Source organism: Pseudofrankia saprophytica, assembly GCF_000235425.2.
In the GTDB taxonomy this organism is placed as follows: Bacteria; Actinomycetota; Actinomycetes; order Frankiales; family Frankiaceae; genus Pseudofrankia; species Pseudofrankia saprophytica.
Genome location: NZ_KI912266.1, coordinates 2,159,323 through 2,185,459 on the forward strand (window position 1 = coordinate 2,159,323; position 26,137 = coordinate 2,185,459).

Genomic DNA, 26,137 nt, shown 5'->3' on the forward strand with positions numbered 1-26,137 from the left:
CTCCCACCGCGATCTGAGCCGGCCAGGGCCGGCCCGCGCCTGTCAACCGGGGCGACGACGCTGTCGCGAGGTATCCGGACAACCCAACCACGCCATCCCATCCAGACCGTGCCAGGGCCGCCCACAAGGCCGTGACCACGCCGGCCTGGCAATCAAACGGCCTGGTGACCAACACGCACAGATCAGCCACAGAAGCGACGGCGCCTCTAGCGCAGTGCCAACCCGGTCACGTCCTTGACCCAGCACCGCGCCAGCCACCGCTATACGCCTGTATCCGGCACCACGCTGGGAGGACGCTTAGCGTCCGATGGCAAGCGGCGCGTTCAGCGCCCGCGGCCGCTGGCAGGTGGGGCACCAGAAGAGGTTGCGGGCGGCGAGCCGCGCGGTCATGACCTCGGTGGAGCAGACGAGGCAGGGCTGGCCGACGCGGCGGTAGACGTAGACCTCGCCGCCGTGGTCGTCGACGCGGGGCGGCCGGCCCATCGCCTCGGGGGTGTGCTCGGGGCGCACCGTGTCGATCTGGCCGGTCCGGACGCCGTCGGCCATGAGCGCGACCAGGTCGGCCCAGATGGCGTCCCACTCGTCGTGGGCCAGTTCCCTGCCGGGCAGCCACGGGTCGACGCGGGCCCGGAAGAGCACCTCGGCCCGGTAGATGTTGCCCGGCCCGGCGACCACGGTCTGGTCCATGAGCAGGACGGCCATCGACGTGCGGCTGCCGCTGATCCTGCGCCAGGCGGTCTCCGGGTCGGCGTCGGCGCGCAGCGGGTCGGGCCCGAGCCGGTCGTGCAGCGCCTTCACGCCGCCCGGCTCCAGCAGCTCGCACGCGTTCGGGCCGCGCAGGTCGGCGTAGCCAGCGGTGGAGGCGAGCCGCAGCCGGACGGCTCCGGTCGGTACCGGGGCCGGCGGCGGGCCGACGGCGTACTTGCCGTAGATGCCCAGGTGCACGTGCAGGACCTGGTCGTCGTCGAACCGCAGCAACAGGTGCTTGCCGTGCGCCTCGGCGTCGTCGAGGACCCGCCCGTCGACCCGGCCGGCCCCGTCGGCGAACCGCCCCTGCGGGCTCGTCGCCGCGACCGGCCGGCCGCGGAACATGTCCCGGTGGACCGCGGCGAGCCTGTGGGTGGTGTGACCTTCCGGCATGGCCGGCCGAGCATACCGATCCGCTGGCGAACCGGCCCGAGCGGCGGCGGCCGGCGTCACTGGGACCTCGCTACTCGAACCTCGCTACTCGGGCGCCGCTGTCGTGGTGGGCGCGTCGGGGTCGGCCGGTTCGAGGTCGGCGGGTTCTGAGCCGGCCGGTTCTGGGCCGATCGGTTCGGGCGGCTTCGGCGACCATCGCCGGTAGACGCACACGAGGCTCGCGGCCAGCGCCAGCCAGGCGACCCCGAAGGACCAGCCGCCGGCGACGTCGCTGGGCCAGTGGACGCCCAGGTAGACGCGGGACAGCCCGACCGCGACGGCGAGCACCGTCGCCAGGGCGCCGACGGCCACGGCGGCCACCCGGCCGCGGGACAGGATCCGCAGCAGGAGGACGGCCGCCAGGCCGTAGCCGATCGTCGCCATCGCGGTGTGGCCGGACGGGAAGGCGTAACCACCAGGCTGGACGAGCCACAGCGCCCGCGGCGGCCGTGGGCGGGCGATCGCCTGGTTGATCGCCACCCGCACCGCCTGGCCCGCCCAGAGCACCGCGATCGCGCCGACGGGCAGCACCCACTGCCGGGTCCGCCACCACAGGGCCATACCGAGCGCGCCCACCACCGCGTAGACGAAGGGCCCGACGCCCAGGTTGGTGACGGTGCGTGCGACCGGCGTCAGCCAGCCGGTGCGCTCGTCGACGACGTCCCGCAGCAGACGGGGATCCGCGCCGATCGCGCCGTGGCTGTTCGTCACGTCCTCGACGAGGACACCGAAGATCGATCCGCTGGCGACGAGGACCAGCAGGGAGACGGCGAGTGCGCGGCCGGGCCGCGGCACCCAGCCGAGGTGGCGGTCCGCCCAGCCGCGCAGCCGCTCGGACCGGCGAGCGGCTCGGTAGAGCAGGGCGAGGACGATCACGGCGAGCAGGCCGAAGGAGATCAGGCTGAGCTGGTGCTCCGCCGCCTGGTAGCTCGCGCCGGCCGCGTAGCCGATCAGCGTCGCCATGGTCACCCAGGCCAGGCCGCCGACGACGTTGAACGGCAGGAACGTGCGGTAGGGCAGCTGGCTGGTGCCGGCCATGCCCGGCACCAGCGCGCGCAGCGCGGCGGTGAACCTGCCGATCAGCACCGCCCAGCCGCCGCGCCGGCGCAGCAGGGCGCGGGCCCGGTCGACGTGGTCGGGCTTGACCAGCCGGTGCGGGAGCCGCTTCAACAATCGGTCGCCGTAGCGCCGGCCGACCTCGTAGCCGACGCTGTCGCCGATGACCGCGCCCGCGGTGGCGACGACGATGACCGCCCACAGCGGCAGGCGGTGGGAGTGGGCCAGCACCCCGGCGACGATCACGGCGACCTCGCCGGGGACGATCACCCCGAGGAACAGCGAGGCCTCCGCCGCCGGCAGCGCGAACGCCAGCGTCAGCACCAGCCACGGTGGCAGGTTGATCAGCCCGTCGATGGCGTGGCTCACTCGCTGACCACCTCCTCCTTTCTTCCCTCCGTCGGGTTGACGCGGCGTCGCGTGCTGATGTCACCCCGGCCACATAACCGGAAGAAGCTCTTCCGTTTGTGTTACCGTGAAGGGAGCGATCTCCGGTGCTACCGGTCGGTGACTGGTGGGTCGGACAAACTCCTCCTTCCCGCATCCAGACTCCGGGACCACATATGACCGAGCTGTCGACGCAGTCCCCGCAGACCGAGGTCCAGCCGCCGGCCGAGATCCAGCCGCGGACCGAGGTCCAGTCGACGCCCCGACCGGTTCGACAGGGTCGCCCCGCCGCCACGATGATCGCGGTGGGTGACCACGTGCAGGCTGACCGTGCCACGCTGGTCCTGGTAGTCGTCGGCATTGGTGCGCTCATGGTGTCGCTGTCGCAGTCGATGCTGATCCCCGTGCTCTCGACGCTGCCCACCGAGCTGCACACCAGCGCCAGCACGGTGGAATGGCTGCTGACCTCGACCCTCCTGGTGGCCGCGGTGGCGGTGCCGGTGATGGGCCGGCTCGCCGACATGTTCGGCAAGCGCCTGTTGCTGCTGGTCGCGCTGGGCGCGCTGGTCGTCGGCTCGCTGATCGACGCCGTCACGGACAACATCCCGCTGCTGATCGTGGGCCGCTGCTTCCAGGGCGCCTCGGTCGCCGCCGTCCCGCTCGGGATCAGCCTGCTCGCCGTGCTGCTGCCACGGGAGCGGGTGGCGACGGGAATCGCCACGATCAGCGCGATGATGGGCGTCGGCGCGGCGGTCGCCCTGCCGCTCTCCGGCCTGATCGCCCAGCACCTCGGCTACCACGCCCTGTTCTGGCTCATCGGCGGCGGCGGCGTCCTCACCTTCGCCGGCGTGCTCGGCTTCGTGCCGGAGGCGGCGCAGCGCAGCGGCGGCCGCATCGACCTCGTCGGCACCCTGCTGCTCGCCGCGGGGCTGATGGCGATCATGCTGCCGCTCGCCGAGACCGCCAACTGGGGCTGGGGCTCGCCCCGGGTGATCGGCCTGCTCGCGGCCGGCGCCGTGCTGCTGGTGGTGCTCGGCTGGGCGGAGCACCGGATCCGCCAGCCGCTCGTCGACATGAACTCGCTGCGTCGTCGGCCGCTGATCCTGACGAACCTCGCCTCGCTGCTGTTCGGCTTCGCGCTGTTCGCCTCCCTGCTCGGCACCGCGTCCTACGTCCAGGCGCCGGCGGAAAGTGGCTACGGCTTCGGCTCGTCGATGCTCGTCGGCGGCCTGTGCGTGCTGCCGAGCGGCATCGGCATGCTGCTGCTCGCACCGGTCTCGGCGCGGATGGTCGCCTGGCGGGGGGCCGGGCAGACGCTGGCCGCCGGCGCCGTGATCGTCGCGGCCGGGTGGATCGTGCGGATCCTCGCCACCGGCGCGCTGTGGGAGATCATCGTCGGCACGACCATCGTCGGGATCGGGACCGGCGTCGGCTACGCCGCCATGCCCTCGCTCATCAACGCGTTCACGCCCCCGTCGGAGATCGCGGCGGCGAACGGCCTGAACTCCCTGTTCCGGGCGATCGGCAGCTCGCTGGCCAGCGCGATCGGTGGCAGCGTGCTGGCCGCCGAGACGGTGAGCCTGGGCGCGAGCACGCTGCCCTCGCTCACCGGCTACCGGGTGCTGTTCGGCATCTGCGCCGCCGCGGGCGTCCTGGCCGCGGTCGCCGCGCTCGCGGTCCCGAACCGCCGCGTCGAGCGCGTCGAGGCCTGAGAGTCGAGGCCTGAGGTCGGGGCGGCGCCCTCGGCGGGGCCGCCGGGCGGTAATGGGCGAAATCCGGTCGACGAGGGCGCCCGGGTCTGTTCAGATCGGGACGTGGAATCAGGGACGACGACGGCTGGCGCGCGGTTCACACTGGTTTTCGACGCGGATGACACGCTGTGGGAGAACAACCTGCACTTCGAGCGGGTGATCGACGACTATCTGGACTGGCTGGCCCATCCGACGCTGGAGCGGGCCGCGCTGCGCGCGATGCTCAACGACGTCGAGCGGGCGAACGCGGCGGCGCACGGCTACGGGAGCAAGGTCTTCCTGCGCAGCCTGCATGACCTGTTCGAGCGCCTGCGGGAGCGCCCGGTGGACTCCAGGGAACGCCTCGAGATCGCCGAGCTGGCGGCCGCGCTCCTGGACCATCGCGTCGAGCTGATGCCCGAGGTCGCCCAGACGCTACGTGAGCTTGGCGATCGACACGAGCTCGCGCTGCTCACCAAGGGCTCGCCGGAGGAACAGCAGGCCAAGATCGACGCCTCGGGCCTCGCGTCGTGTTTCGGGGTCGGCACCTACATCGTGGCCGAGAAGAACCTCGAGGCCTACGAGCTGCTGGCGCGCGAGCTGGCCCTGGACCCCGCGGCGACGTGGATGATCGGGAACTCGCCGAAGTCGGACATCCTGCCGGCCCGCGCCGCCGGGTGGGGAGCCGTCTTCATCCCGAACACGAACACCTGGGCGCTGGAACACGCGGAACTCGACTCCGCCGACCCGGGCGTGCTCCAGCTCCGGACGTTCGGCGAGCTGCTGCGCCACTTCTGAGCGGTCTCACGCGGCCAGCAGCTCGCCGAGCCGGTTGACGGCGGGCCGTGAGTGCAGGTGCAGCCGGTTCATGTCCAGCCCCTCGTCGCCCAGGACCACGAGCAGGTTGGTCTCGCGGACGGCATAGACCACGATGTGGCCACCCTCGCAGCGGGTGATCACCTCGCGCAGCTCGCCCATGCCGACCTCCGCGCCGGTGCTCTTGCCCAGGCCGAGGGCGACGGCGGCCATGGCGGCCAGTACCTCCGGACGCACGTCGCTCGCGTCGTGGGCGATCAGCAGGCCGTCTACCGACGCGACCGCGCTGTTCGTCACCCCGGTGACGTGCTCACGTAGCGTCGTGAGCTCCGCCAGAATGGTCTCGGTATTCATTCGACGTACTCATCGCATTCCTAGTAGGGCCGCCCGGCGAGCGCCAGGTAATCGCTCGCCAAAGGCTAGGCCGACGCCGAGGGTGTTTTGGCGCGGCTCGCCGTGCCCCTCTCGCGCCGCGCTGGCCGCGATATTCGGGCAGACAGGTGAACCGAATCACCGACGGCTGGTGGAAACTTCCGGTCAAGCGACGGGAAGTGGTGCCGCGGCCTCGCGGGCCGGCGGGCCCTTACCTGACGGCCGTCAGACGCTCAGCTCACGTTCGATCGACCGGAGGTTGTGGCGGGCGAGCGCGAGGTTCGAGCGGGAGCGGTCCAGCGCCAGGTAGAGGAACAACCGGTTCTCCCCGCGGCTGAGGAGGCGGATGAGGTGGTACTGCCGGTCTAGGGTGATCAGGATGTCCTCGATCGCCTCGCGTATACCCAGGGCCTCCAGGGTCCTGGCCTTGGCGCGGACCACGTCGGTGTTGCCCGCAGCGGCGATCTCGAGGTTCAGCGTGCGCCCGCCGCCCGCCGCGCCGAGCATCATCCCGCTCTCGTAGTCGACCAGGGCCGCTCCGAGTGCCCCGTCGATCGCCATCGCTTCCTTGAGGGCGGTCTCGATGTCCATTTCGCTACCTTCCGTCCCAGCGCAAGCCCGTGGTTGTGGTTAAATAGGGGCTGCTCTGAGGCAATTTTCCGGCGCTTGTGTGCTCGTTGGGTCAGTCGATAGCACTTGGTTACTGGTGACCATATCCTTTGCTTCGTCAACCTTGTTGTCGACCGACACGTTTGGGCAGGTGACATGACGGGGCTACTTCGTGACGGATAGTCGGCTGTTCCTCACCACTTTGTCTCGCCTCGGCGACGAAGAGTTCACGGGAACGCTTCGGGCCGAGGGCATCCGGGTCGGCGGCACGATCGTTCTTGATTCGGGTCTGGTCATCGCGGCCGAAACCGCCGCCGCGCCCGGCCTGGAACCGCTGCTGCTCCGCTCGGGTCGGATCTCCGGCGAGGACTGGACGGAGACCTTCGCCCAGGCCGCACCAGAGGGGCGCCTGCGCGCCGCGCTGGTGGAGCGTGGCCTGCTGGGAAGCGCCTCCGTGCAGGTGCTGACGCAGACCGCCGCCATGGACGCCGTGTTCGCGCTCGCGCTCGCCGAGGTCCACACCTGTCTGCCGGATCCGGCCGGGCCCAGCATGCCGCCACTCGTGCCCATCGTGCCCGGGATGGACGTCGGCCGAGTGGTGCGCGAGACGCGCCGCCGGCTGGACGTCGCGGCCGGCTGGCGCGAGCTGGGTCTGGACCCGTGGGTACGGCCGCACCCCACGGCCTCGGACCCGCCGATCGACGAGGGCCGGGCGGAGATCCTCACCCGTGTCAACGGCCGCCGGACGTGCCGGGACATCGCCTTCCTGCTCGGCCGAGGCCTGTACGCCGTCATGTCTGATCTCGGGCTGCTGCTCCAGGACGGCCAGATCGCCCTGCGACCGCCCGGGCCCGCCGCCGTCGCCAGCCCGCCTGGCCCAGCTCGGCCGGGCCGCGTGCCACCCCCGACCGCCGCGAGACGCTCGACCGCCGAGGACCGCCCTGGACTACCCCTCGAGTCCGCCGAATCCCTCGAGTCCGCCGAACCCACGGACGCCGTGGACGCGGGCGCGCCCCGGCGTCGTCTCCTGCCCCGGTGGAACGCGCGCGGCCTCCCGTAGCCACGGCGCCGTGGGGGAGCGTGACGGACGGTATCGGTCGTGGTCGTCGCCGCGTGATACTCGCTGGTCCCGCGTTCGAGGAGCCAGCTACCAGGGCAGGTGGTGCTAGCACGTCAATGGGCGCCTGAGCGTCGTCCGGCGGGCGACAGGCCGGCCGCGGCGGTGCCGCGCCCAGGTGATGCTCCGTCCGCTCCCGAACCGACCCGCCTCCCGCGGGCCGACACCTCGGGTGACGGAGTCGAACCACAGGAGGAGCGCCCCCATGTCCACGTCCGACCACCTGCAGTCCATCCGCCTGCTGCATGACGCGATGCGGGTCGAGTACGGCAGGCTCGCCGCCGTCGCCCCGCGGCCGCGCGACGCCGAGCATGCCGCGCTCATCGAGGACCAGATCGCCCTGACGCTGCGGACGCTGCACCACCACCACACGGCCGAGGACAGGCACTTCTGGCCGGTACTGCGCACTCGGGAGCCGGGCGCCGTCGCCGGGCTCGACCGGCTGGAGGCCCAGCACGCCGAGATCGACCCGCTGGTCACCATCGCCGGCGACACCACCATCCCGCTCGCCGAGCGCGCGGGCGCGCTCGCCGAGCTCCAGGTGCTGATCAACGCGCATCTCGACGAGGAGGAGGCGGTCGCCTTCCCGCTCATCCTCGAGCACCTCACGCTGGCCGAGTTCGAGGAGATCGACAAGGACGTCCAGGGGAGCTTCAACCGTCGCGACATCCCGGTCATCTACGGGTGGCTCGCGAGCGTGGCCGACGCCCCGACGCGTGCCGCCGTGCTGGCCACGGTTCCGTTCGTGCCACGGCTGCTGTTCAAGCTCATCTGGGCGCCTGCCTACCAGCGTCGGTCCAACCGCCTCTACGCCGGAGCCGCGGCCGCGACCGCGACCGCGACCGCCGACGGGTCTCGCGAGCGGGCGGCCACGAGCCGGATCGCGTGACCTGCCCGAAGCCCGAGGAGACCCCGCCTGGCCGCGTGGTGGACGAGCACGCCGACATTGTTCGTCGTCATTAACGACGACCCGCCTCTTTCGTACGTTTCTCCCCTCATGTCGGGAGACCGGCCGTCACGACAATGAAGGCATAGCTATCCACGCGTCGACGGCGCGCCGACCCCGGTCCACCGCGAGGCCTGGGGTTTCCGACCAGGGCGTCTCGGTGGTAACACCGTGGTCCCGCGTGTTCCCGATTGATCGGTTCGGGCGGTCCGGGCGGTATTGTTTGCTGTATGACAAAGAGCGGGGAACGTCACCTTCGCGCGGTCCACGAGGACTGGCGCTCCGTCGCCACCGCGCTGGGGGCGCGAATGTCGACCCGGCGGGTCAGCCAGCAGGAACTGGCACTCGCGGCCGGAGTGTCGGTCGCGACGCTGCGGGTGCTCCAGCGCGGCAACAGCGGCCGGCGCGTACAGAACTCGACGTTGTCCGCGGTCTCGCGGGCGCTCGGGTGGCCCGACGATCACCTTGTCCGCATACTGCTCGGCGATCAGTACCCGGGACCGGCCACCAGCGAGGGGACCCACCCCGGTGATCCGTCGGCGCCACCCGGCCCGGCGGCCCCGACCGCCGGGCCGGCCGATGAGACGTACGCGGATCGCCCGGCGGGCGAGCCTCCCTCGAGCGTTCCCGAAACCGGCCCCGCCGCGGCGGAACCATCGGTCGGCGAACGCACGACTCCCCGGGTCGTGGTGACCCGGCAGCCGGCCGGCACCGCCCCGGCCGACCTTCCCGAACAGATCCTGCTGACCCTGCGCCGCATCGAGCGGCGGGTCGAGGACATAGCCCGGCACCTCGTGCGGGCCTGAGATCGGCCGGCCCGAGCTATCGGGCCGGCCGAGCCAGCGGGGTGGTGAGTAGGCGGGCGGCGGCGTGGGCCTGAGTGATGGCGATGCGCCAGGCGGCGCCGACGACCGAGCCGACCGACTCCGGCGACGGCCACAGCAGGCAGGCGGGCGGAAGGCAGATCCGGTAGGTGAGCGTTCCCGTCTTCTCGTGCGCGATCCAGGCGCCGCAGGTCGCCATCGGGGGGAGGCCACCCACCGCGGTGAGCTCGGCGTCGCCCGCCTGCCGCTCGGCGGCGTCCGGGTCGCCGAGGCCACCGGGACGGCCGGACTGGGCCAGCCGGGCCAGGCCAGCGGTCGACGTGACGCCGGGGTCGAGGTGGACGTCGAGAACCATCACGCCCGAGCCGTAGAACGGGTGGTCGCTGGGGTAGGGCGGGGCGAGGCGGGCGACGGCGCCGCGCGCCCGCCGTCCAAGCCCCAGCTCCCCGGCGAGCGCCAGCCCGACGTCGGTCTCGGTCTCCGTCTCGGAGCCGAACCCGAGGCTCGCGTCGGGACCTGTGCCCGACCCGCCCTCCTGGATCGACCAGGTCGAGGGGTCGGCGTCACCGCCCGGTCCGGAAAGCTGCCGCGCCCCGGGGGCGCTGGGCTCCGTCAGCACGTTCGGTTCGGCGAGCACGAGAAAACCGGCGCCCTCCCCGTCGTCCGCGATCAGGCCGTCGAACAGCAGCCGGTCGAGGGCGTCGCGGACGTGACCGTCCCCGAACGCGTTCCCCAGATGGCCGGGCACCGTCAGCGGCGGGGCGCCCGACGGGCTCAGCTCGAAGGCGACGGTCAGGTCGGGCAGCCAGGTCCGGCTGCCGGACGTCAGCGCGGTGAGCAGCAGCGCCAGCGACCCGCGCAGGTCATCGAGCCCGGCGTCGATCCGGGTGAGCATCCGAGGCCGGTCCGGCGCGCTGGTCGGCTGCGCGAGCCGCGGCCAGCTCATCAGCTCCTCGTGCACCGGTGGCGTGTACGGCCGCGCCAGCTCGACGATGACCACCTCCCCCGCCTCCTCGCCCGCTTCGGCGGAGGCGGAGACGGAGATGCCGCCTGAGGACAGAGCCCCCTCGGCCGGCAGAGCCCCTTCGGTAGGCAGAGCGCCTTCGGCCGACAGATCGCCTTCCGAAGACGGAGCGCCTTCAGAGAACGGAGCGCCCTCCGAGGACGGAGCGCCTTCCGAGGACAGCGCCCCTCGCGTGGACGGATCGGCGGCGCGGTCGGCGACGCGGGCCGTGAGCGTGAGCCCGGACGGGTAGTCGAGCACGGCGCGAAACGCGCCGAACAGCGACGGCAGCCCGGCGGCCAGCTCGACCGCGGATCGCCCGTCCGTCAACGGCGCCACGGGCGAGTCGGCGAGGCCGACGAAGACGATCCACTGCTGGAGACGCAGCAGCTTCCCCAGCGCCGCGGCCAGCTCGTCGGGATGCTCGCCGAGCAGCGTCTCCGGGAAGAACCAGGTGGTCAGGCACGGGGTGTCGGCCGCGTCCAGGCCCCAGCCACCGACCACGGTGAGATCGTCGACCGCCGCCTCGGTGAGCAGGGACCGGTTGCGGTCGTTGCACCAGGCGGCCCGGTCGTCGACGTCGCCGGGCAGATAGTCGAGGTAGGTCCGCGCCCGCACCCCGGGCCCGAGCTCGGGGTGCTCGGTCACGAGCAGCTCGCCGCGGCCGCGCGCCGCGGGGCCGGACGGGTCGAACGTGCGGGTCCACCACTCGACGGTGAGCGCGCGGCCGGGCTGGTGGCTGATGACGCGGTGCGGCGGAGCCATCAGCCCCGTCAGCGCGACCGGAAGCACCAGCGGGCGTACCTGGGCGGCCGGGATGGTCTCGCGGGCCCGGTCCCGGATGTCGGGCAGCACGTCGAACAGCACGTCGCGGCTGGGGCGGGGACCACTCGTCGGGTGCGCCGAGGCGGCCGCGACGGTGCCGTGCCCCGGGCCGCCGAGCCGGGTGAGCTCGACGGCCGCCTCGGCGGCGCGGACCAGTTGGTCGATCGCCACGAGCCGCGCCCAGATCCGGTCGGGCGTCCAGGCCATCGGCCCGACGTGGATCCTGGCGACGGCCTCGACGATGCCGGTCGCCGGGTCGAGTACCAGCGCCGAGCGGCCGTCCTCGGCGTTGCGGCGGGCGAGCAGCCGCAGCAGGTCGGGGGTCGCCCGCACGCCGCTGGCCACCTCGGTCGAGATGCGCAGCGAGCCGGCGCGCCGGCCGTCGGGCACGGGCCGCGGCGTCACCCGGACGCGTTGGCGCCCGCGGTGCGGCCACCAGTCGAAACCGGCGTCGTCCAGCACCGACCATTCGATGTCCGGGCCGACCAGCCCGGAGTAGAGCGTGTCCAGCACGAGCGCCGGCTCGTCGCCGCCGACGATGCTCGCCGCGAACGCGAGCCCGGCCGGCTGCCGGGAGGCCGGGCCGACCGGGCGACGGTCGAACCGGACGAGCTCCTCGTCCGGGAGAAGCAGCCGGCGGGCGAGCAGCGAGGCGCCGGCGGCGGCCAGCAGGATCTCGCGCAGCAGCCCCTGGGCGGTCAGCTGGTCGGCGGCCGCGAGCGCGTTCGGCAGGAAGAGCTGCCAGGTGGGCTGGTCACCCTGCATGGCCCAGGCGCCGATGCCGTGCGCACCGCCCGGGTCGACCACGTCCTGGCGGTTGAGCGCGGCCAGCAGCCCCGTGAGGTCGTCGCCAGGGCGCAGGTGCACCGGTGTCCGCATGCTGATGACGAGGCCCTCGCCGGCCAGGGGATGCGGATCCTGCCGGCTGGCCCGCACGACGCTCGTCAGCGAGCCCGCCGTCTCCCGCGTGGTCACGACCTCCACGGGACGGTCGTCCGGGGCCTGGAACGGCCCCCAGCCGAACGGCACCTCGCAGCGGAAGCCGCGCCCGTCACCCGAGCCCCAGACCGGGCCGCCGTCCATCTCCTGGTCGTAGCGCAGCTCGTCGAAGGCGGTCAGCAGCCCGCGCCACAGCGCGGTGCTGTCGGCGTCGGCTTCGGCGTCGGCGGGCGGCACGTCGTGGTACTGGGCGATCGGGTGCCGGCCCGGGCGGGCCTGGCCTTCCGCGTCGCGATACACGAACGGGACTCCCGCGACCTCGTCGTGCAGCCCGGCGTCGAGGGCACCGACCGCGGTCGCGATCTGGTCGCTGACCGCGGCGACGGCGAGCTCGGCGAGCGCGGACCCGCCCTCCTCGCCGAGGACGTCGTCCGAGTCGGTGTCGTCGCCTTCTTCCTCATCCTCGTCGGGCTGTTCGCGCCGTCCGACGACGAACGAGCAGGACAGGTAGAGCACGTTGGCCTTGCTGCCCTCGTCGGCGCCGAGGTCAAGCTCGCCGGCGGCGGCGGGCGGCTCGTCGCCGGGGACCTCGGCCTCCCCGAGCGCGGGGGGCTGATCGTCGGCCGCCTCCGAGGCCTCGTCCGAGCCGGCCGTGCCTACCGGCCACGCCGACTGCATCGACTGCGCCGGCTGCACCGGGCTCGGGTCGGGCGGCGGCTCCTGCTCGGCCGGTTCGTCACGGCCGAACACGGCCTGGAGCGGGATGCCGCCCTGGCCGTCGTCCTCGTCGTCGTCCAGGTCGTCGTCCGGCTCGTCCCGGTAGGGGATGGCGGGCCAGGGGCCGACCAGCCAGCGGTTGAGCATGCTCTCGTTGTTGCGTCGCCCGCACAGCGCGACCGCCCGCGCGAGATCGTCGACGGTCGCGACCGGCGTCGTGACCCGCAGCACGGCGACCGACGAGGCGCCCCCAGGCACGGGGAGCAGCTCGAGCAGGGTGCCGAGCTCGCTGTGGCGCCAGACCAGTCCCGTTCCGTCCGGGCCCTGGCCGATCCATTCGTGCTCGGCGTCCAGCTGGTTCAGGACGTGCTCGCGCAGCCGCGCGGCGAGGGGGAGCCCGGTGTTGAACGCCACCGGCTCACTCATTGCCACCCCCGTGCTCCCGCGGGGTGGTCGAGGCGTCTCCCTTCGCCGCGTTCGCGGGCCTCGGCGAGGTGGGCTCGTCCACCGGCGAGGTGGGTGCCGCGTCCGAGGGGGATCCCACGTTCGGCTGGGAGCCGGCGCCCGACGGCGCCGCCGAGCCCGCCGAGGGCGCGGTTGGCTGGCCCGGCACGGTCGGTTCGGTCACCGTCGACGGCGCGTCGCCGGCCTGGTCCCTGGCCCTGGCGATCGCCGCGGCCTCGGCGGCCTCAGCCTCGGCGGCGAGGATGGTCTCCAGTGCCGCGTCCGCCCCAGTCGTCGCGGCGCCGGCCGCCGGCCGGGAGGCCAGCGGGTCCGGCAGCGGTGTCGCGACGCGGGAGACGCGCCAGCCGAGCTCTCGCGGCGTGACCAGCTCGTCGCAGGGGACGAGCGACCAGGCCGCCGGCGTCCATTCGAAGATCGCGTCCTGCTCGAACTCGGCGCCGAGTTCCTGCGCCCGGGCCCTGGTGAGGCCGGCGACGGCGATGCCGAGCTCGGCGTGCTTCTCGCCGCGGACCGCCGGCCACGAGGGCAGCCCGGTCGCGGCGACCCTGCCGGCGAGCGCGCGCTGACGGCTGGCGTTCTCGTGCGGGCGCAGCGGCCGGGAGCGCGGGTTGAACGCGGTGAGGACGTGGACCCGCTCGACATCGGAGAACGGGAAGTCCCCGTCGGTGGTGCCGCGTGCGGCCGGGGCCACCACCACGGTCGCGCCGCCGACGCCGATGCGGACCGGGCTCGGCCGGTAGCCGGCGAGCCGCCGCTCCGCGTCCGCCGCGGCGCGCAGCCGGCCGAAGGCGTCGTCCAGGCGCGCGACCTCCGGCCGTCGCCAGTCCGGGTCGTGAGCCAGCAGGTCGTGGCGGCGGTCGAGGTACGAGCGGGAGGCGGCCGCCGCCGTGGCTTCGGGCTGAGCGCCGAGGAGCGCCAACAGCTCTGCACGGCCGCGATTCGGACGCATCGACACGTATACCTCCGGGGGCCTCGGTGGACCCCCGTGCCCATGTCGGCTCGGGAGATCCGCGTTATCGCCGCCGGCTGCCGCCGAAGACGATCAGGTCGTTCCCTGGGGCACCTTGCGCGAAGGTTGCCGGACGACGAGCCAGGTCTTGACGCCATCCTCTTGACCGCGCCCTAGATTAGGACCTCCGTATACGTATCGCAAGGTTTGTGCCACCCGTGCTGGATCCACTGAATGCATGGTGATGGTACCGACGTGGTCCGACAGATTTTCCCCGCTCCCAAGAACTCCGGGCGCGTCTCCGAACGGCGGGAACCATCGGCCGTACATGCCGGACATGTGCATGATCCGGCCGGCCCGGGGAAACCCATGGCCCGGGTGCTGGTCCGGCTCGGTGCCGTCGCGGCCTGGCCTGGCTGGACGTGACCGAGACGAGACCAGGCCCGGTCAGGGCGTGGCTGCCGACGGGGTGACGGTCGGCGTGGCGGTGCCGGTCGGGCCGGTCGGCGGGCCGGAGGAGCTGGGCGCGTCCGGGGCCCTGGCGATGGTCAGCGTGACGCTCGAGCCGCGTCGTACGGAGCCCGACTCCGGCGACTGCGCGAGCACCGTGCCGACCGCCTGATCGCTCACCTGCCGGACCACGGTCACGCCGAGCCCGTACGAGTTGAGCGTCTTCTCGGCCTGTGCGCGCTGGGTCCCCACCGTATACGGAACCGTGACCTGCGTGCTGACGACCGTGATCGTCACCTTGCTGTGCAGCGCGACCTGGCTGCCCGGCACCGGGTCCACCGTCTCCACCAGGCCAGCGCCGACACCCGCCGGCCCGGTGTCGTACCTGACTGTGACGACGAGCCCGGCGCCTTCCAACGCCGCGCGCGCGTCCGCCTCCGGCTGATTGACGACGTCGGTCACGGTGGTGTGCCCCGGGCCACTCGACACGGTCAGCGTCACGGTCGCGTTCTTGGCCGTCGACCCGCCCGCGGGTGGGTCGGTGGCGGTCACCGTGCCGGCGGTGGCGGAACTCGCCACGTAGGCGAGCGCGATGTCGGTGAAGCCGGCGGCCCGCACGGCCGTCTGCGCCTCGTCGGTCGGCTTCCCGATGACGTCCGGCATCTTCGCCAGCGACCGGGTGCCGACGGGCACGATGACCGTGATCGTGACCTTCGAGCCGGCCGCCAGCTGGCTGCCCGCGTCCGGGTTCACGGCGGCGACCCGTCCGGGGCCGAGGAAGGACCGCGCCGTGCTCGTCCGCACCACGACGGTGAGGCCGGCGTCCTGCAGGGTGCCCCTCGCCGCGGCCTCGGTGAGCCCGACGACCTCCGGCACCTTGATGGACTCCAGGCCGGCCGACACGACCAGTGTGATCGTCTCCGTCGCCTCCAGCCGGCTGTCGCCACCCGGCCGGACCTGCAGCACCGTGCCCTTGGTCTTGATGTTCGGTGTCATCTCGCGGCGCAGATGGCTGAACCCCGCCGCGCGCAGCCGCTTCTCCGCGTCGGCCGCCGTGAGACCCACCAGGTCGCCGGGCACGGTGAGCTCGGAGGCGGCGGCGAGGACACCCGACTGACCCCCGCCGGGTGGCCGGTCCAACGCGGCGTTGGCCGCGACGCCCACGGCCACCAGGGCGACCAGGACGCTGAAGGCGCTGATGATCGTCGTCCAGGGCAGCCGCACGGGCAGGGCGAGCCGGGCGAGCCGCGCGTGCCGGCGGCGCGGGAGGGCTTCGCGGCGATACTGGCGATCGGCCGTGGTCGTGGGCGCCTCGAGGTACTCCTCGAGCTGCGCGCCGCCCCCGCGGCCCGCCAGCGTGAGCGTCTCGGCGGTCCGCTCCTTCGGCTGGCCTCCCCGCAGCACGACCGTGTCCATGGGCGCGGGCCCGTCGCCGTTCGAGCCGGTGTCGACGGCGGCGAGGTGGGCGGGTGTCCCCGCGTCCGCCCCGGGGGCGTCGCCATCGCTGGCGGCGGCGGCGATGTCCGCCGGGATCGGGCCGGACCCGACCGTCGGGTTGTCGTCGCCCGTGGCGGTCGTCGGCGCGGCGACGCCGGTGAGGTCCGGATCCTGGGCGGCCTGGGCGTCCGGTGCCTCCGACGCTGTCGAGAAGTCCGGTTTCGCCTGGGCCGGGATCGGTGGCGCCAGCGCGTTCGCCTGGTCGGTCGCCCCGGTGGCCGGGTAGGCGGCGCCGACGACCGGCACGATCCCGCGCGTCGAGCTGAGCGTCTGCAGCCGGCTGACGATCTCGCCGGCGGTCGGGCGCTCCGCGGGGTCGCGGCGCATCGCGTCGCGCACGACGTCGGCGAGCGACGCGTCGACGCCGTCGAGGTCGGGGTCGTTGTTGACGATGCGGAACAGCACCGCCGGCACGGCGCCGCCCCCGAAGGGCCGCCGCCCGGTGGCGGCGAAGATCATCAGGCCGCCCCAGGCGAAGACGTCCGCCGCGGCGGTCACCCGCTCGCCGCGCGCCTGTTCCGGAGCCATGAACGCGGGGGTGCCGACCACCAGGTCCCTGGTCACGGTCACGCTGTCCGGCGTCCAGGCCACACCGAAGTCGATCACGCGTGGGCCGAACTGGGAGAGCAGCACGTTGGACGGCTTGAGGTCGCGGTGCACCAGGCCGGCGGCGTGGATGACGATCAGGGCGCTGCCCACGCTGACCGCGAGCCGTTCGACGTCGGCGGATCCGAGCGGGCCGTGGGAGGCGACCGTCTCGGCCAGTGACGGGCCGTCGACGAACTCGGTGACCAGGTAGGGAGCCCCGTCCGGGGGGTCGACCGCGTCGAGCACCTCGGCGGTGCAGTACCGGGCGACCCGCTGGGCGACCTCGGCCTCCCGCCGGAAGCGGGCCCGGTACTCGGGATCGTCGGCGAGCTCCGCCCGGACGACCTTGACCGCCACTCGCCGGCCTGCCGGCGAACGTCCCAGGAAGACGGTGCCCATGCCGCCCTCGCCGAGGCGGGTCAGCAGCTCGTAGCCGCCGAGCTCGCGCGGGTCCGACGGGCGCAGCGGACTGCCGGGCAGCGGCGGTGTCCGCGTGGCCGAGCGCGGCGGGTCGGGCGACTCGAGGCCCGGATCCGCGGCGCCGTCGTGGGGGAGCGCCGGCTCGTCGCCCGCGGACAGGCCTGGCCTGAGCGCGGGCGAGCCGGCCCCGCCTCCGCGTGAGTCCACGTCGCCCCCGGGATGCACCTTGAATGTGGTCGGACGGCAGCGCGTCCCTCCATCAGGACGCACAGCGCGACAGTCTGGTTGTCTTCTGTCGTATACCCGACAGGTCCGACAGCGTTTGCGACCGACTCGCCGGGAGGCGATCGGCCAGCCACGCTGGGTGTTCGCTCAGCAGGCGCCGCGGCCGCGGCGCGCCGGCCACCGCGGCGCGGCCCCCTCCGTCCTGGCACTGACGGATGAGAAGGCCCATGGGTGGGTGACGCGACGGACGGGCAGAGGCGCCGGCGAGCGAGGTCCCGAGAGATATGACGCCATTGTCGCGCTTCGATGCGGGCCGGCGCCGGGGGCTGGCGAGCGTTGGCCATCCGGCGTTTCAGCGGCGAGCGCGCGATCCACCGGCGGGGCCGGCCTAGGCAGGGCCGATGAGGTCCCAGCGGTTGCCGGCGATGTCGAGGAAGACGACCACCTTGCCGTAGGGCTCGGTGCGCGGCTCCGTCACGAAGGTGACGCTCGCGGCGACCAGCCGCCGGTAGGTGGCCCCGAAGTCGTCGACGTTCAGGAAGAATCCGACCCGGCCGGCGACCTGGTCGCCGATGGCCGCCGCCTGGCGCTCGCCGTCGGCGCGGGCGAGCAGGATGCCCGTCTCGGCGCCGGGCGGCCGGACCACGACCCAGCGCTTCGGGCGCGCCGTGTGCGTGGTCACCGCCGGCGAGTCCTCGACCAGCTCGAAGCCGAGAACGTCGGTGAAGAACGCGATCGCGGGGTCGTAATCCTCGACGATCAATGCCACCAGTCCGAGTCGCACGCGACGAACCTATCGGCCCGCAACCCGGCCAGCCCTGGCGCTATCGACCGAGAACGCGCCGGGGTGCCAGGCGGGTGGCCAGGCGGCGACGAGGGGACGCCGCTCGCCGGGCGGCCCGCTCGACGGTGGTCGCCAGGCGCCGTGCCTCGTCGGCCGCGCGGGCGCCCCAGGGGCCTTCCCAGCCGGCCGCCGCGTTTCCGGCGGCGCCGGGCGCGCCGGCCCCGGGCGCGCCGGCCGGCTCGGGCGGCTCGGCGGGCAGCCGCCGCGGCCGGACGCTCGCGCCGTTCGTCGAGGCGATGCCCGCGCCGGAGTCCGGGCCGAACAGCGCGAGCGTCGCCAGGTTCGCGAGGCCGCGCAGGGAGCTCAGGCCGGACCCCCGCCCCGTGCCGTGCTCTCCCGCGCCACCGACCGCGCTCGCGCCGAGCTGGACGACCTCGGTCGGGCTCGCCGAGTCGGGCACCGGCACACCCGCCGAGGCGAGCGCGTCGAGGGCATGCGTCCAGGCGAGGACCACCCGTTCGCGCGGCCGGCGGCGGGCGGACAGCCGGCGCCGGCGGCGCGCCGCCGGCCGGGCGAACGCGACCAGCAGATAGCCGGCCAGGAGCGCGGCCGCGGTGAGCCCGGCCGTCGCCAGCGGCCCGCGGATGTCGGCGGCTCGGCCGGGCGACGGCGCGACCGTGACGGCCGGTCGCGCCACGGTCGCCGGAGCGGTCAGCGGCCCGCGCACCGCCGCGTCCACCGCCGCGGCCTGCGTCGCTGACTCGCCCTGGCCGGAGCCCGCGAGCGCGGCGCCCCGGGAGTCGGTCGCCGCCGGCGTGGGGAAGAAGGGCAGCCAGCCCGCGCGGTCGAAGCGAACCTCCGCCCAGGCGAGCGCGTGGCGCCCGGTCACGGTGACAGTCGCGGACCCGGCCGGCGCGTCGGGAGCGAAGCCGACGACCACCCGGCTCGGCAGGCCGAGGATGCGGGCGGCCAGGACGAACGTGGTCGCGAACTGCTCGGACGTGCCGCGCCGGGTGTCGGCGACGAAGTGCTCGACGTGGGCGAGTGAGTGGCCCGGCGGCACCTGGGGGTCGAACTGGAAGTTGGTCGCGAGGTAGTGCTGTAGCAGCGCGGCCTGCTGGAACGGGCCGTTGCCCTGGCCGGCCGCGACCTTCGCCAGCGCGCGCAGCACCGGCGGGACGTCGGCCGGCAGGGCGAGGTACTCGGCGTCCGCGGCGGCGGTCGCCGTCGTCGCGGTGGTCAGCGCGGCGAGCTCGCCCAAGGGGTGGGTCGGCCGCGGCGCGGACACGACGGTGAACCGCTCACCCGTGGCGAGCGGCGCCGTCCGCAGCAACAGGCCGTCGGCCAGATCGACGGCGAAGCCGCCGCCGCCCGCGCCCGCCGCACCCGCCGCCGTACCCCTCGCGCCCGCGGTGGCGGCGGGTGGACCGGTGGGCGCGGCGAGCTCGACCGGCCGGTCGAGCGCCGGCAGGAGCTGGCCGGTCAGGCCGGTGACCGTCAGCTGCTGGACGACCCGCGCGCCGCCGTCTTCGGCTCCGGCGTCGGCTCCCGCGCTGGTGGGCACCACCTGGCCAGCCCGGGTGTAGCGGGCGGGCGACGTCCAGGTGGCGCCGTCGAAGCCGGACAGCACGGCCAGCCGCAGCGGGACCGGCCCGGCGCCCTGGCCCGTCAGCCGGACGGTGAACAGGGCCTCGTCGGGGTGGGTGCTCCAGCCCGCGAGCGCGGACAGCGGGTTCAGCCCGTCGACCGGCGTGGCCGGTGTGGACCGGTACGCCCGCGGGTCGACCGGTGCGCCCGCGCCCAGAGCCGCCGGCAGCTCGCCCCCCGCCGCGAGCCCCGCGGCCACGACCACCGCCAGCGCCGCCGTCGCCCGCGCCGCCCCCGGCAGGCGCGACGGCCGGTCCGGGCCGACCGTGATCCGCGGCGGTGGCCCAGCCGTCGGCCGGCGGACCAGCGCGAACAGCCCAGCGAGCACCGTCAGAGCCGCCGCGGGCACCAGGTTCGACCCGGCCGCCGGGAGCGAGGCGGCGGTCCCGGCGAGCAGCCCGAGCAGAGCGGGCAGGGCGGGCAGCAACCTGGCCCTGGTACGCACGGCCAGCTCGGCGCCCACGGCGGCGGCGAGCCAGACGACCAGGACCGGGACGACGAGCAGGTCCGGCTCGGCCGGGGACGGCACCGCGACGTCGAGCAGCCGCGCCGGCCCGCCCACCACGCCGTCGCGGACCGTCGCGAGCCGGTCGAGCGGCCCTCCGGAGGCGATCATCGTGCCGGCGGTGGCGACGAACCCGGCCGTCCACAGCAGCGCCGAGAGCGCGAACGGCGCGGGCCGGCCCCGCCGCCAGGACACCGCCCCGACCAGCACGACCGGCCCGGCGGCCGCCGCCGGGATGGCCAGTCGCAGGTCGACGGGGGAGAACAGCCGCAGGAAACCCCAGCCGTCGACCGCCGCGAGCCCGGCGACGAGTACCAGAGCGAGGACGCGTCGCGGCCACCGCTGCGCCGGCCCGTCCGGGCGGTCCCGTTCCAGGCCGAACACGACGAGAGACCGGCGCGGTCCCGCCCGGCCGGCGGCTCGCCGGTCAGACCCACCGGGCGCGGCCCGCCGCTCCCGCCCGCCGCCCCTGGCGTCAGCGGCGTCAGGGGTGTTGGAGGTATCCGGGCCGCCGCCTCCGCCGCGACCGCTGGGGTCGGTGTCACCGTGGCCCGCACCGGTCCGCGACCCGGGGACGGGCACGGGCACGGGCACGGGTGCCGCCATCGTCGGCGCCTCCGACAGCCTGGCCATGGGTACCGTCGGCGCGGTCGGTGAGTCGATCTTCCCTCGTGGCCGCGGCCTGCCAGCGGATCCCGCGGGTCCGGGAGAGGACTCGCGCCGCTCGCGGCGGCGCAGGTTCTCCAACAGGTCTGGACCGTCCTGCCCCTTCACGCGCCCCCGCCACCGAAGTAGCCCGCGCGCGTGTTCGACCGCACTCCGGCCGCGGCCCGTCCCCGGCCGCCCACCGGCCAGGCCTCGGGCAGCCGGGAGGCATCCGGGATGTCGAGGACCCGCAGCCGGCCCGCCACACTGGTGCCCACGTCGCTCGGCCGGCCGATCAGGTCGAACCGGCCGAGCAGGGCCGCGGCGTCCAGGTCCGCCGCCCTGCGCAGCCGGGGCCGCTCGGCCGGCGTACGCCGCGAGCGCGCCCTGGCGGCCGCCAGGCTGCGCGCGCCGACCCGGATCACCACCACCTGTCCGAACCGGTGGACGACGGGGGCGACGGCGCGCAGCTGGCCGCCGTCGAAGCCGCCGGTCACCACGACCAGCGTCCCGACGCCGCCGCGGCGCACCGTGCTGAGCACCTCGAGCGTGCCCGCCGGTTCGAGCGCGATCTCGGCGAGCTCGTCGAGCAGCGCCTCGGTCTCGGGCACCCGGCCCCGGCCGGCGCGGCGTACCCCGCCGGTGGTGAGCAGGACGACGCCGAGCGACTCCCGCGCGCAGCCGAGCACGACCGAGGCGGCGACGTCGACGGCCTCCTCGAAGGTCTCCGCGCCGACCTCACCGGGCGGGTAGGCGTCCGCACGGGTGTCCAGCACGACGGTCGAGGCGGGCTCGCTCGGCTCGACGTGCTGGCGGACCATCAGCACGCCCGTGCGGGCGCTGGACGGCCAGTGGACGAACCGCAGATCCTCGCCGCTGACGTACTCCCGGAGCCCGTGGAAGATGACACCGCCGGCGGCGCCGTCGGCGGTCCGGCCGTCCGGGTCCCGCGCGGGCGCGGCCGGTGGCGCGCCGAGCGGGCGGGCTCGCGGCCGTACCCGCAGCACGCCGGCGGCGGACAGCCGTGCCGTCGAGCTCACCAGCCCGAACGGGTCCGCGCGGCGCACCAGGACCGGCCCGAGCGAGATCACGCCGCGCCGCCGCGTGTCGAGCGCGATGTCGAACGCCCGGGTTCCCGCGCCGGGCACCCGGCGGACGTCGACGACGATCTTCCCGATCGGGTGGGCGGCCGTGCCGCCGCCCACCCGACCCTCCAGGCGGCCGGCGAAGCCGTCGCCCGGGCTCATGCCGGCGCCCGCGCCGTGGCTCCAGGGGATGTCCAGGCGCACAGGCGGCGAGGGACGCCGGGAGGGGTTGTGGATCTCGATGGCCAGTGCCGCCGGCTCGCCCCGGGCGACACCGCTCGGGTCCACCCGCAGCGTCGCCCGCAGCCGCGGCCTGCGGGCCACCGACAGCGCCGCGACCAGCAGCGCGCAGACCGCCGCCGCGGCCAGCGCCACGAGCTCCGGGTAGCGCAGCACGGCCGCCCCGGCCGCCAGGACGACCGCGACGCCGAGCAGCCCGAGACCCAGGGGGGTGACGCGGGTGACGACGACCGGCTCGCTCGCCGGTGCCGGCATGACGGCGGCGGGTGCCGATGGGACGGCGTCCGCCGCCGTGGGCATGGACCGCGCGCCGCGGGGCGTCGAGGTGTCCTCCTCGCCCGCGTCCGCGAGGCCCGCGTCGATGTCCTCGTCCGTGCCCGGGTAAGCGGGTGGGCTCGGGTCCCGGTCAGAGTCCTGGTCAGAGGCCGGGTCGGTCAGGTCCACCAGGTGGAGGCCCGACGAACCTGGACCCGGCGGGTAGGCGCCCATCGGCTACACGCCCACGAGGCGGCGCGGCGACGGAACCGCCCGCACGACCTCGTCGACCACGTCCTCGGCGGTCACCCGCTTCAGCTCGGTCTCCGGGCTGAGCACCAGGCGGTGGGCCAGCACCGGCTTCGCCAGCGTCTTCACGTCGTCCGGGGTGGCGAACTCGCGGCCGCCGGCGGCGGCCCGCACCTGCACCGCGCGCAGCAGCGCGATGCTGCCGCGCGGGCTCGCGCCCAGGCGCAGCACGTCCGGGATGCGCCTGGTCGCGGCGACGATGTCCACGATGTAGCGGCGCAGCGCCGGCGCGACGTGCACCGACAGGGTGCGCTCGGTGTGGGCGACGACGTCCTCGGCGCGCATGACCGGCGCCAGGTCCTCGACGCGGCGGCCCACCTGGTGGCCCTCGAGGATCTCGAGCTCCGCGTCGGTCCCGGGGTAACCGAGCCGCAGCCGCATCAGGAAACGGTCGACCTGTGCCTCCGGCAGCGCGTAGGTGCCGTCCATGTCGACCGGGTTCTGCGTCGCGACGACCATGAACGGCAGCGGCACCTGGTAGCGGGTGCCGTCGACGGTGACGAACCCCTCCTCCATCACCTCGAGCAGCGCGGACTGGGTCTTCGGCGAGGCCCTGTTGATCTCGTCGCCGATGACGAGGTTCGCGAACACCGGGCCCGGCCGGAAGCCGAACTCGCCGAGGCGCTGGTTGTAGACCGTGGTGCCGGTGATGTCGGAAGGCAGCAGGTCGGGGGTGAACTGGATCCGGTGGGAGCTGGCGTTCACCGACGCCGCGAGGCTGCGGGCGAGCGTCGTCTTGCCGAGCCCCGGGACGTCCTCGATCAGCAGGTGGCCTTCCGCGAACAGGCAGATCACCGCGAGCTCGATCGCCTCCCGCTTGCCGCGGATCACGCGCTCGACGTTCGTGACCACATCGGCGAACGCGGCCGCGAACGTGTCCAGCTCGTCGCTCACCGTCCGTCGCCTCCCTCGGGACCGGCGATCGTCACAGCCACTCCTTCCTGATGGGCACCGAGTTCTTGATGGGCACCGAGTTCGTGATGGCTTGGAGGCCCCGGCGAAGGTGCCGGCGATCATGGGTCGCCGGACGCGCGCGGACCAGCCGGCGTGCGGGCACGGCCTGGGGGCCTGCCTGGCCGACCGGGCCTCGCGAGCTGACCGGGTGTTCTCGCGTGCTGGAGGTTCTGGAGCGACCAGACCCAGCCGCGGTGAGGGCGGGCCGCGCCGTCCGAGGGGGACGATCCGGCGCGACCCGCCCGCGGGCGGCGGGGGGAGCCACCCGGAACCGCATTCGGTGTGCGCGCCCGTGTCCCCACGGTCCGAAGCGGTTCGCTCACATACGACGGCGAGCCTGTCGAGTTCGTTGCGTTGGCTCGCCCAGGAGTTGTGGATCTCGTGGTTGTGGATGATTTCAGGACGAAGTAGGGGTAACCCCGCGCATACGGAGAAGATCGGGGCGCAACCCACCGGTACATCCCGACGTCAGACGTGCCGTGACGCGCACAGGCCCTCACGGACCGCCGACCTCCCGGATCGGCCTGGGCGGCGCCCTGCCGCCAGGCCCGACCGGGCAGGGCGACCCCGGCAGCCCGGCGGACCGCCCCGCCTCCGGCCCGCCAGGCCCGCCAGGCGGGCCTGGCGGGCCCGATGAGCCCGCCGAGCCGGCCGGGCCGGGTGAGCCGGGGCGCGTCCCAGCGAGGCCGGGACGTGCCCGGCAGGTCACCTCGGTCGTCGCGGCGCTCGCGCTGGCCACCGTCGTCGCGGCCACCGTCCTCGGGCGCGGCTCCCGGCCGGTGACGCTCGACCTGAGTGACGGCGGGGGCTGGCTGGTCAGCGAGCAGTTCGGCCTGCTGTTCCATGTCAACGGCCCGTCCGGGGTCGCGGACGCGGCCGTCGCCCTTCCCGGCACGGCCGGGCACCAGCTGGCCGTGCTCACCGACTTCGCCACACCGACGGCGACCCGCTCCGCCGAGGCGTCTCGTTCCGCCGCGGCCGCGGCGGAGGCGGCGGCCGCGAACCCGGAGGCGCCGGCGACCCCGGCCGTGCCCGGGGCGACCGGGCCGGGGTCGACCGGCCCGGCCGGCCCGGCCGGTGCCATCGGTGGCTCGGCTGGCGCGAACGACCCGGCCGCAGGCCTGGGGGCCGTGCCGCCGGGCGCGGCGGTCATCGTCGTCGACGCCGCGGCGGGGACCGTGCTGCGGATCGACCCGGCGCTGCTGGAGATCGTCGCCACCGTGGCGTACCCGCGGGGCACGACGGTCAGCGCCGCGGGCGGCGACGCCTACGCCATCGACGCGGCCGGCGGGCTCGTGACCCGCCTCGACCCGCGCACGCTGGCCGAGCTGGGCTCGCCGGTCACCTTCCCGCCGGGCCTCGGCGCGGTCGCCCAGACCATGGACGGGACCCTCTGGGTGCCGGTGCCCAGCGCCGGCACGGTCGTCCCGGTCCGCGCGGGGGCGCCGGGAACACCGGTACCCGTGGCGACGGCCGGCGACCGGATCGACGCGGCGGTGGTCGGCGGATCGCCGGTCATCGTCGACCGCACGGCGGGCACGGTCTCCCGGCTGACGGCCGACGGCGTCGAGGCGCCGCTGCGGTTGCCGGTCGACAGCGGCGCGGCCGGTGCCGACAGCGGGCGTCAGGTGCTGGTGCCGGCGCGGACCGAGGGCCACGTCCTAGCGCTGGCCGAGCCGGCCACGGGACGGCTGGTGCTCGTCGACCTGGACGCGGGCCGGGTGAGCGCGACGGACCTGCCGGCCATCGGCGGAGCCGGCATCGACCTGGCCGCGCTCGCCAGGGCCGGCGGTGCCGCCGCCGGCATCGCGGGTGGCGCGGATGGCGGGTCGGGCGCGGATGGCGGGTCGGGCGCGGATGGCGGGTCGGGCACCGGAGCGACGGGGTCGGGCACCGGGGCGACCGCCGGCGGTCGCCAGCTGGGCGCGCCGGTCTGGCACGACGGCCAGGTCTACGTGCCGGACTCGGACGCTGGCGTGGTCTGGGCCTACGACCCCGCGACCGGGCGCTTCGCCCCGCCGGTGCAGGTCGCGCCGGCGGGCGGCCAGGCCCGGATCACCGCGGGCGTCCAGAACGGCCAGCTCTGGATCAACGACGAGGCCGGCCCCAACGTCGTCCTCGTCGACGGCGCCACACCGCGGACCATCCTGAAGTTCGGGACGGCGTTGCCCGGCGGCGAGCACACCGCCACGCCGAAGCCACTGCCGCCGGGCCGGACGCCCGGCGGCCTGCCGTCCCAGCCGGCCGGCGGCGCGGGGCCGGGTGACGGGCGGGGGCAGGTCTGGCCGGGTCGAGGAGCCCCCGGCGGCGACGGCTGGGGAGGCGACCTCGGCGGCGGCCGTGGTGGTGGCAACGGCAATGGCGGGAACGGCAACGGCGGGAACGATGGGAACGGCCGGGGTGGCGGCCAGCCCGGCGGCCCTGGCGGCGGCCGGCCTAGCGGTACGGGCAGGCCCGACCCCAGCCAGCCGCCGACCTCGCGGGGGCCGACGGACCCGCGGCCGACGCCGAGCCGCACCGCCGCGCCACCCCAGCCGGAGCCCACCGCGACCCAGCCACCCGAGCAGACCGCGGGCCCCGCCCAGCCAGGACCCGGCGA

At 74.9% G+C, this 26,137-nt stretch carries 17 protein-coding genes and 1 riboswitch; of the genes, 6 read left to right on the plus strand and 11 right to left on the minus strand.

The features are described 5' to 3' along the window. Positions 1 to 297 precede the first annotated feature (297 nt). Positions 298 to 1,140, minus strand: coding sequence for an Fpg/Nei family DNA glycosylase (locus FRCN3DRAFT_RS0209060; protein ID WP_035924541.1), 843 nt, complete (start codon positions 1,138 to 1,140; stop codon positions 298 to 300). 84 nt (positions 1,141 to 1,224) lie between these two features. Further along, the gene (locus FRCN3DRAFT_RS50615; protein WP_007512637.1) at positions 1,225 to 2,604 is read right to left on the minus strand and encodes a bifunctional DedA family/phosphatase PAP2 family protein; all 1,380 of its coding nucleotides are present in this window, start codon (positions 2,602 to 2,604) and stop codon (positions 1,225 to 1,227) included. A gap of 194 nt (positions 2,605 to 2,798) precedes the next feature. Here FRCN3DRAFT_RS50615 and FRCN3DRAFT_RS0209070 point away from each other — a divergent pair, with 194 nt between their 5' ends. Both FRCN3DRAFT_RS0209070 and FRCN3DRAFT_RS0209075 read left to right on the plus strand, forming a co-directional pair. Continuing rightward, complete coding sequence (locus FRCN3DRAFT_RS0209070) at positions 2,799 to 4,334, plus strand: MFS transporter (RefSeq protein WP_007512635.1); 1,536 nt, start codon at positions 2,799 to 2,801, stop codon at positions 4,332 to 4,334. A gap of 102 nt (positions 4,335 to 4,436) precedes the next feature. Further along, entirely contained in the window at positions 4,437 to 5,150 is a 714-nt protein-coding gene (locus FRCN3DRAFT_RS0209075; protein WP_007512632.1) for an HAD family hydrolase, read from the plus strand. A gap of 6 nt (positions 5,151 to 5,156) precedes the next feature. Here FRCN3DRAFT_RS0209075 and FRCN3DRAFT_RS0209080 read toward each other — a convergent pair whose 3' ends face one another. Both FRCN3DRAFT_RS0209080 and FRCN3DRAFT_RS0209085 read right to left on the minus strand, forming a co-directional pair. Beyond that, entirely contained in the window at positions 5,157 to 5,522 is a 366-nt protein-coding gene (locus FRCN3DRAFT_RS0209080) for a roadblock/LC7 domain-containing protein (protein ID WP_007512631.1), read from the minus strand. Positions 5,523 to 5,765: 243 nt separating this feature from the next. Then, positions 5,766 to 6,131 (minus strand): hypothetical protein, encoded by a 366-nt coding sequence (locus FRCN3DRAFT_RS0209085; RefSeq protein WP_007512629.1) that lies wholly within the window; start codon positions 6,129 to 6,131, stop codon positions 5,766 to 5,768. A gap of 190 nt (positions 6,132 to 6,321) precedes the next feature. On the opposite strand from FRCN3DRAFT_RS0209085, the gene FRCN3DRAFT_RS0209090 reads away from it, so the two are divergent. From FRCN3DRAFT_RS0209090 to FRCN3DRAFT_RS57390, 3 genes are all read left to right on the plus strand, one after another. Continuing rightward, on the plus strand, positions 6,322 to 7,209 hold the full coding sequence (locus FRCN3DRAFT_RS0209090) for a hypothetical protein (RefSeq protein ID WP_007512627.1): 888 nt from the start codon (positions 6,322 to 6,324) through the stop codon (positions 7,207 to 7,209). Positions 7,210 to 7,471: 262 nt separating this feature from the next. Beyond that, positions 7,472 to 8,155, plus strand: a complete 684-nt coding sequence (locus tag FRCN3DRAFT_RS0209095) for a hemerythrin domain-containing protein (protein WP_007512625.1) — start codon at positions 7,472 to 7,474, stop codon at positions 8,153 to 8,155. A gap of 287 nt (positions 8,156 to 8,442) precedes the next feature. After that, entirely contained in the window at positions 8,443 to 9,018 is a 576-nt protein-coding gene (locus tag FRCN3DRAFT_RS57390) for a helix-turn-helix domain-containing protein (protein WP_007512623.1), read from the plus strand. 16 nt (positions 9,019 to 9,034) lie between these two features. On the opposite strand, the gene FRCN3DRAFT_RS0209105 is transcribed toward FRCN3DRAFT_RS57390, so the two are convergent. From FRCN3DRAFT_RS0209105 to FRCN3DRAFT_RS0209135, 7 genes are all read right to left on the minus strand, one after another. After that, positions 9,035 to 12,946, minus strand: a complete 3,912-nt coding sequence (locus tag FRCN3DRAFT_RS0209105; RefSeq protein WP_007512621.1) for a hypothetical protein — start codon at positions 12,944 to 12,946, stop codon at positions 9,035 to 9,037. Next, a complete protein-coding gene (locus FRCN3DRAFT_RS0209110; protein WP_007512619.1) occupies positions 12,939 to 13,934 on the minus strand; it encodes a DUF3293 domain-containing protein in 996 nt (331 codons plus the stop codon). Before FRCN3DRAFT_RS0209110 ends, FRCN3DRAFT_RS0209105 begins: the two co-directional genes overlap by 8 nt. A gap of 56 nt (positions 13,935 to 13,990) precedes the next feature. Next, positions 13,991 to 14,102: riboswitch (SAM riboswitch) on the minus strand. Between the two features lie 279 nt (positions 14,103 to 14,381). Continuing rightward, positions 14,382 to 17,096 (minus strand): PASTA domain-containing protein, encoded by a 2,715-nt coding sequence (locus FRCN3DRAFT_RS0209115; RefSeq protein ID WP_007512615.1) that lies wholly within the window; start codon positions 17,094 to 17,096, stop codon positions 14,382 to 14,384. A gap of 406 nt (positions 17,097 to 17,502) precedes the next feature. Further along, positions 17,503 to 17,898, minus strand: a complete 396-nt coding sequence (locus FRCN3DRAFT_RS0209120) for a VOC family protein (protein WP_007512613.1) — start codon at positions 17,896 to 17,898, stop codon at positions 17,503 to 17,505. 40 nt (positions 17,899 to 17,938) lie between these two features. Next, positions 17,939 to 20,683, minus strand: coding sequence for a transglutaminase-like domain-containing protein (locus FRCN3DRAFT_RS43520; RefSeq protein ID WP_051466202.1), 2,745 nt, complete (start codon positions 20,681 to 20,683; stop codon positions 17,939 to 17,941). A 137-nt stretch (positions 20,684 to 20,820) separates the two neighbouring features. Next, positions 20,821 to 22,509, minus strand: coding sequence for a DUF58 domain-containing protein (locus FRCN3DRAFT_RS0209130; RefSeq protein WP_007520401.1), 1,689 nt, complete (start codon positions 22,507 to 22,509; stop codon positions 20,821 to 20,823). Between the two features lie 3 nt (positions 22,510 to 22,512). Further along, the gene (locus FRCN3DRAFT_RS0209135; RefSeq protein ID WP_007520403.1) at positions 22,513 to 23,478 is read right to left on the minus strand and encodes an AAA family ATPase; all 966 of its coding nucleotides are present in this window, start codon (positions 23,476 to 23,478) and stop codon (positions 22,513 to 22,515) included. 539 nt (positions 23,479 to 24,017) lie between these two features. Here FRCN3DRAFT_RS0209135 and FRCN3DRAFT_RS54940 point away from each other — a divergent pair. Continuing rightward, the coding region (locus FRCN3DRAFT_RS54940; protein WP_035924546.1) for a hypothetical protein at positions 24,018 to 26,137 on the plus strand (2,120 nt) is incomplete at its 3' end.

Excerpts from the sequence above, each read along its gene's own strand:
- FRCN3DRAFT_RS0209060 (WP_035924541.1), bottom strand. The coding sequence starts at position 1,140 with ATGCCGGAAGGTCACACCACCCACAGGCTCGCCGCGGTCCACCGGGAC.
- FRCN3DRAFT_RS0209070 (WP_007512635.1), top strand. The coding sequence starts at position 2,799 with ATGACCGAGCTGTCGACGCAGTCCCCGCAGACCGAGGTCCAGCCGCCG.
- FRCN3DRAFT_RS0209080 (WP_007512631.1), bottom strand. The coding sequence starts at position 5,522 with ATGAATACCGAGACCATTCTGGCGGAGCTCACGACGCTACGTGAGCAC.
- FRCN3DRAFT_RS0209085 (WP_007512629.1), bottom strand. The coding sequence starts at position 6,131 with ATGGACATCGAGACCGCCCTCAAGGAAGCGATGGCGATCGACGGGGCA.
- FRCN3DRAFT_RS0209095 (WP_007512625.1), top strand. The coding sequence starts at position 7,472 with ATGTCCACGTCCGACCACCTGCAGTCCATCCGCCTGCTGCATGACGCG.
- FRCN3DRAFT_RS57390 (WP_007512623.1), top strand. The coding sequence starts at position 8,443 with ATGACAAAGAGCGGGGAACGTCACCTTCGCGCGGTCCACGAGGACTGG.
- FRCN3DRAFT_RS0209105 (WP_007512621.1), bottom strand. The coding sequence starts at position 12,946 with ATGAGTGAGCCGGTGGCGTTCAACACCGGGCTCCCCCTCGCCGCGCGG.
- FRCN3DRAFT_RS0209110 (WP_007512619.1), bottom strand. The coding sequence starts at position 13,934 with ATGCGTCCGAATCGCGGCCGTGCAGAGCTGTTGGCGCTCCTCGGCGCT.
- FRCN3DRAFT_RS43520 (WP_051466202.1), bottom strand. The coding sequence starts at position 20,683 with ATGGCCAGGCTGTCGGAGGCGCCGACGATGGCGGCACCCGTGCCCGTG.
- FRCN3DRAFT_RS0209130 (WP_007520401.1), bottom strand. The coding sequence starts at position 22,509 with ATGGGCGCCTACCCGCCGGGTCCAGGTTCGTCGGGCCTCCACCTGGTG.